Origin of the sequence: Collinsella aerofaciens (genome assembly GCF_039752775.1) — a bacterium.
Lineage (GTDB): Bacteria > Actinomycetota > Coriobacteriia > Coriobacteriales > Coriobacteriaceae > Collinsella > Collinsella aerofaciens_R.
Genome location: NZ_JBDMGT010000056.1, coordinates 1 through 4,489 on the forward strand (window position 1 = coordinate 1; position 4,489 = coordinate 4,489).

Here is a 4,489-nt window from a genome sequence, read left to right on the forward strand (position 1 = left end):
TGCACGAGGCCCCGCGCTCCAGCATCCTCTGGACCGTGTCCCGCTCGTGCCTCGTGAGCCTTCCGTAGGCCCTCGGGACCGCCCTCGCGGAGCCCCTATTCTTCTTTCCGGACATGCCGTCCTCCGATCTCCCGGGGCCGGCCGGTCCGGCCCTCAGGGTATCGGGTTCCCACATTCATCCGTACATGTGCGGATGAATGTGGGAGGTGTTCGGATGAAGTTGATAATCAAGGGTGCAGTCCGCTATCTAGTTTTGAATACTAGATAGCGGCCCAATCGGTCTGCAAGATGGCTATAATTGAATGGGAACGATTAGAAAGGACCCTCTATGAGCTGGGCACTTATCTCCGATTCAAGCTGCAACCTCCGCGATTGGCAACCGATCGCACCCCATACCACCTTTGCATTTGCTCCCCTCAAAATTCGAGTGGGGGAGCGTGAATTCGTCGATGACCTTTCGCTCGATGTTCATGAGCTCAACTGCGCTGTTCAGGCGGAGACGAATGCCTCTTCGAGCGCTTGTCCCAGCGTGGGGGAGTGGGCCGAGCTCTTCAAATTGGCAGACAAGACCATCTGCATGCCGATCTCTGAGGGCGTGTCGGGCAGCTACAACGCGGCAGCCACGGCTCGCGATATGGTTCTTGCCGAGGAGCCCGACCGACAGATTCATCTAGTCAATTCACGCGCAGCTGGCGGCAAAATGGACCTCATTTTCTTGCTGTTCGACCGCTATCTTGCAAGCAATCCGAATGTCTCATTCGAGGATGCTTGCGCATACTTCGATAGCCTTGAACAGAACAGCAAAATCCTCTTCAGTTTGTGCAATTACGAAAACCTCGCCAAAGCCGGACGTATCCCTAAGGCAGCCGGCGTCATTGCCAACAAGCTCAATATCCGCATTTTGGGCACGGCGAGTGAGGCCGGTAAAATCGAACTCGTCGGGCACACGCGTGGCGAAAAGAAGATGCTCAACAAGATCATCGACACTATGGAAGCCGAGGGCTTTACGGGCGGTGAGGTCATCATCGATCACGTTGAGAACGAAGCTGGAGCCCAGGCGCTTACTGATCGCATAGTCGAACATTGGCCCTGCTCCAAGACCATCATCATGCCCTGCAACGGCCTGGATTCCTATTACGCCGAGATGCACGGCCTGATCATCGGCTACGGCATGGGCGTAGCTTCGGGCAAATAAAGTCCAACCAAGCAAAAAAACGGGCGGGACAAAGCGACAGATGGCTCTTTGTCCCGCCCGTTTTATACGTCGGCTAGCTATTAAACCCGTTGAACTTGAGATAGCTCATCAAGTAAGCCTTCGAAACAAAGGATGAAACCGCGCTGCGCACAAGCAGCGACTCACGCGTTACCTGATGCGCCGTATCGGGAACCGGCGTCTGCTCGACGGAAAACGCCGAACGAATCGATGCCTCGAGCTGATCGACCACATAATCAAAGGCCGTCGGGGCATCGTAGCTCAAACGCTGAATGTTAAAGAGTGCCTGCACCGCAGCAATAGGTAGCACCTGCTTAAAGATGCAGATAGCGATCAGGCGGGCAATCTGCTCGCGGCCATATTGCTTTTTGACCGGAGCAGGCACCAGGCCGACCTTCACGTAGTTATTGATCATCGATGGCGTAATGACAGGCTGCTCAACGCAAATGGACAGCGGCTCCATCCACAGCGCAACATACTCAATAACCTGGTCGCGGTAGAGCGTCACATTGGGCAACTGGTTATAGCGCGGCAGACTCAACGTATTAAGTTTGCGCACGATATCGGACTGAATAAATGCATCGGGCAGCACAGTGGGCTGAATATCCTCAGGCTTAATGCTGACCGATGTATCGGACATCGGGATAACGCGTTTGGCGTGGTTCATAAGGATCCTCCGTTCATTAGCTATATTGTATTCTAGGTTATCTAGTTTTGCATACCATATAGCCGGCAAGTAAAAGTGGTTGGACAGCACATTGATGCACCGTCCAACCACTTTGTTTTAAAGATAGCAACCTTACATAAGATATATTATCGTACTTATCCACGGAGAAACGCGTATACGCTCGTTGCCGCTATGGCTCCATCAGAAACGGCAGTCACAACCTGGCGTAAACGCTTGGAACGGATGTCGCCAGCGGCAAATAGACCTGGCGTGCGGGTCGCCATGGAATCATCAGTAACAATACCGCCGTCCGGCGCCAGATCGACTAGATGCTCAACGAGCTCGGAATGGGGCTGCGTTCCGGTAAAGACAAAGATACCAAACGAGCCAGGGACAAATGACTCGGTGTGAGTTTCCCCGGATGCATTGTCCTTAAAGGTAATCGTCGTTGGCATGGCTTCGCCCGAGAGCTCGACAATACTAGTTTGGTACCTAACTGAAATATTATCTTTTGCAAGAACTTTTTGAACCACACCATCGGGGGCACGGAACTGATCGCGGCGCAAAACGATGGTCACGCTGCTGGCGATTTCTGACAAGAACAGAGCTTCCTCGCAGGCAGCATTGCCGCCGCCGATGACAAAAACCTGCTTGCCGCGAAAGAACATGCCGTCGCACGTCGCGCAATACGAAACGCCGCGACCGCGATAGGTATCCTCGCCAGCGAAACCTGCCGGACGCGGCGTGGCACCCATGCAAGCGATAACGCTCGAGGCAAGCGTATCGCCCATATCGTGATGCACCGTAAACAGCGCTGCATCGGCATCGTAATCGATACCCGTAACCATGCTCCATGTAACCTGCGCTCCCAGCCCCTCTGCATGTTGCTGAAAACGCTCGCCGAGTTCGGCGCCACTCAAGAGCGGAATGCCCGGATAGTTCTCGACCTCATTGGTCGTGGCGATCTGTCCACCCGACATGCCCTGCTCAATCACGGTCGTCGTCAGGTTGGCACGCGCAGCGTAAATGGCGGCAGCATAGCCCGCGGGGCCTCCACCGATAATCGCAACATCAATCGGCTGATCGGTAGTCATGAAGAATCCTCTCGTCGAAACGTTGTCGTTCTTTGCGCTCATACCCAAATTTACGTGAACATGACACTCATGCACTACAATGATAAATCGCGTAACAAAGCTGAAGGGGAGTTATCGATGGATCAAACGCAGACGAGCAATAGCGCTCCCCTGCCCATGCAAGCCACTCCCCAACCGGAGCAAATGACCGTTTTACCTGCACAAAAACCCCTGGTAACCATTGTGCACGCATCAGTTGGATCGGGCCACAAAGCCGCCGCCAACGCGATTGCACAAGCATTTGACCTTATCCGCGGCACCAAGGGAATCCCTGAGGATATTGAAATTGAAGTGCTCGATATCCTTGATTTTGGACGTATTAAATTCGACGGCAATAAGACCGCGGCTTCTTTTACGGGAGCCACACGCCCCATTTACGACCTGACCTGGCGATATACGCTTACGGGGCATCTTCTCTGGGGTGGCGGCACGGCATGGTCGCGAATTATGTTCCCCGCCTTCAACGAATATATTCGTCGCCGCAGGCCTATAGCCGTGGTCGCAACGCACATCACAGCAGCCAATGTTGCCGTGGGTGCCCGCGTTATTACGGGTATCGATTATCCGGTCATCTGCGTACCAACAGACTATGAAGTCGAAGGCTTTTGGCCCCACAAGGACACCGACCTGTTCTGCGTGGCCAACGAGTTTATGGCCGAAACGCTGCGCCCCCGCAAAGTTCCCGAGTCAAAGATCCGCATAACGGGCGTCCCCATCCGAGCCGGTTTCGATTCAAATTACGATCGCGAGGAAGAGCTGAGCAAGTTCAATCTCCCCATAGACAAAACCGTCGTATTGGTGATGGCCGGCGCCAGTTTGCCCCAACCATACGTGCGTTTCCGTGCCGCGATGGACCACACGCTCCCCTTCTTACGCAGCTTTGAGGACATGCACTTTGTCTTTTTACCGGGCAAGGATAAGGAATACGCCGCCCGACTCAAGACGCTCTTCGACGCCATGAAGCTCGACAACGTCACGGTTCTGGACTACGTGGACGACATGGCGGCCCTCATGCACGGCTGCGACCTGGCAATCCTCAAATCAGGCGGACTCACGGTCACCGAGTGCCTGTGCGCTCATCTGCCGATGATCCTGCTGGGCAAATCATACGGTCAGGAAAAGGCCAACACCACGATGCTTACCGGCATGGGCGCCAGCATGCACGTCACCACCGCACGCGAGCTCATCGTGACGCTTCGTCACCTGCACGACCACCCTGAGTCGCTCAAAGCGCTACTCATCAACGGCGAAGTACTACGCCGCCCCCACGCAGCCGAGGACATCGCCATCGCAACCATGGAGCTAGTAGGCAAACCCCAAAAGCGCAAACGAGCCTTCTGCCGCTTCTACTGGGGCGGAAAGCCCGCGCATATCCGCTAGTCGAATGTCCGCCGCTCTGCCGGAGCCGCCCTTATATCATTCCATGCTCAAACATTCTCGCTTCGCTGCGAAACTGCGCGTGGAACGATATAAGGG

The 4,489-nt window shown here is 54.8% G+C and carries 4 protein-coding genes; 2 read left to right on the top strand and 2 right to left on the bottom strand.

From position 1 onward, the window contains the following. The first annotated feature begins 328 nt into the window (after positions 1–328). On the top strand, positions 329–1,195 hold the full coding sequence (locus tag ABHR63_RS09855) for a DegV family protein (protein ID WP_138112615.1): 867 nt from the start codon (positions 329–331) through the stop codon (positions 1,193–1,195). Between the two features lie 73 nt (positions 1,196–1,268). On the opposite strand, the gene ABHR63_RS09860 is transcribed toward ABHR63_RS09855, so the two are convergent. Both ABHR63_RS09860 and ABHR63_RS09865 read right to left on the bottom strand, forming a co-directional pair. Beyond that, complete coding sequence (locus tag ABHR63_RS09860) at positions 1,269–1,880, bottom strand: DUF1836 domain-containing protein (RefSeq protein ID WP_171021459.1); 612 nt, start codon at positions 1,878–1,880, stop codon at positions 1,269–1,271. Between the two features lie 155 nt (positions 1,881–2,035). Further along, positions 2,036–2,974, bottom strand: coding sequence for an NAD(P)/FAD-dependent oxidoreductase (locus tag ABHR63_RS09865; RefSeq protein ID WP_346965319.1), 939 nt, complete (start codon positions 2,972–2,974; stop codon positions 2,036–2,038). 69 nt (positions 2,975–3,043) lie between these two features. On the opposite strand from ABHR63_RS09865, the gene ABHR63_RS09870 reads away from it, so the two are divergent. Then, a complete protein-coding gene (locus ABHR63_RS09870; protein ID WP_346965320.1) occupies positions 3,044–4,393 on the top strand; it encodes an MGDG synthase family glycosyltransferase in 1,350 nt (449 codons plus the stop codon). The last annotated feature ends 96 nt before the right edge of the window (positions 4,394–4,489 follow it).

Bases quoted from the DNA above. Each gene is read 5' to 3' on its own strand.
- ABHR63_RS09865 (WP_346965319.1), bottom strand. From the start codon at position 2,974: ATGACTACCGATCAGCCGATTGATGTTGCGATTATCGGTGGAGGCCCC.
- ABHR63_RS09870 (WP_346965320.1), top strand. From the start codon at position 3,044: ATGCACTACAATGATAAATCGCGTAACAAAGCTGAAGGGGAGTTATCG.
- ABHR63_RS09855 (WP_138112615.1), top strand. From the start codon at position 329: ATGAGCTGGGCACTTATCTCCGATTCAAGCTGCAACCTCCGCGATTGG.
- ABHR63_RS09860 (WP_171021459.1), bottom strand. From the start codon at position 1,880: ATGAACCACGCCAAACGCGTTATCCCGATGTCCGATACATCGGTCAGC.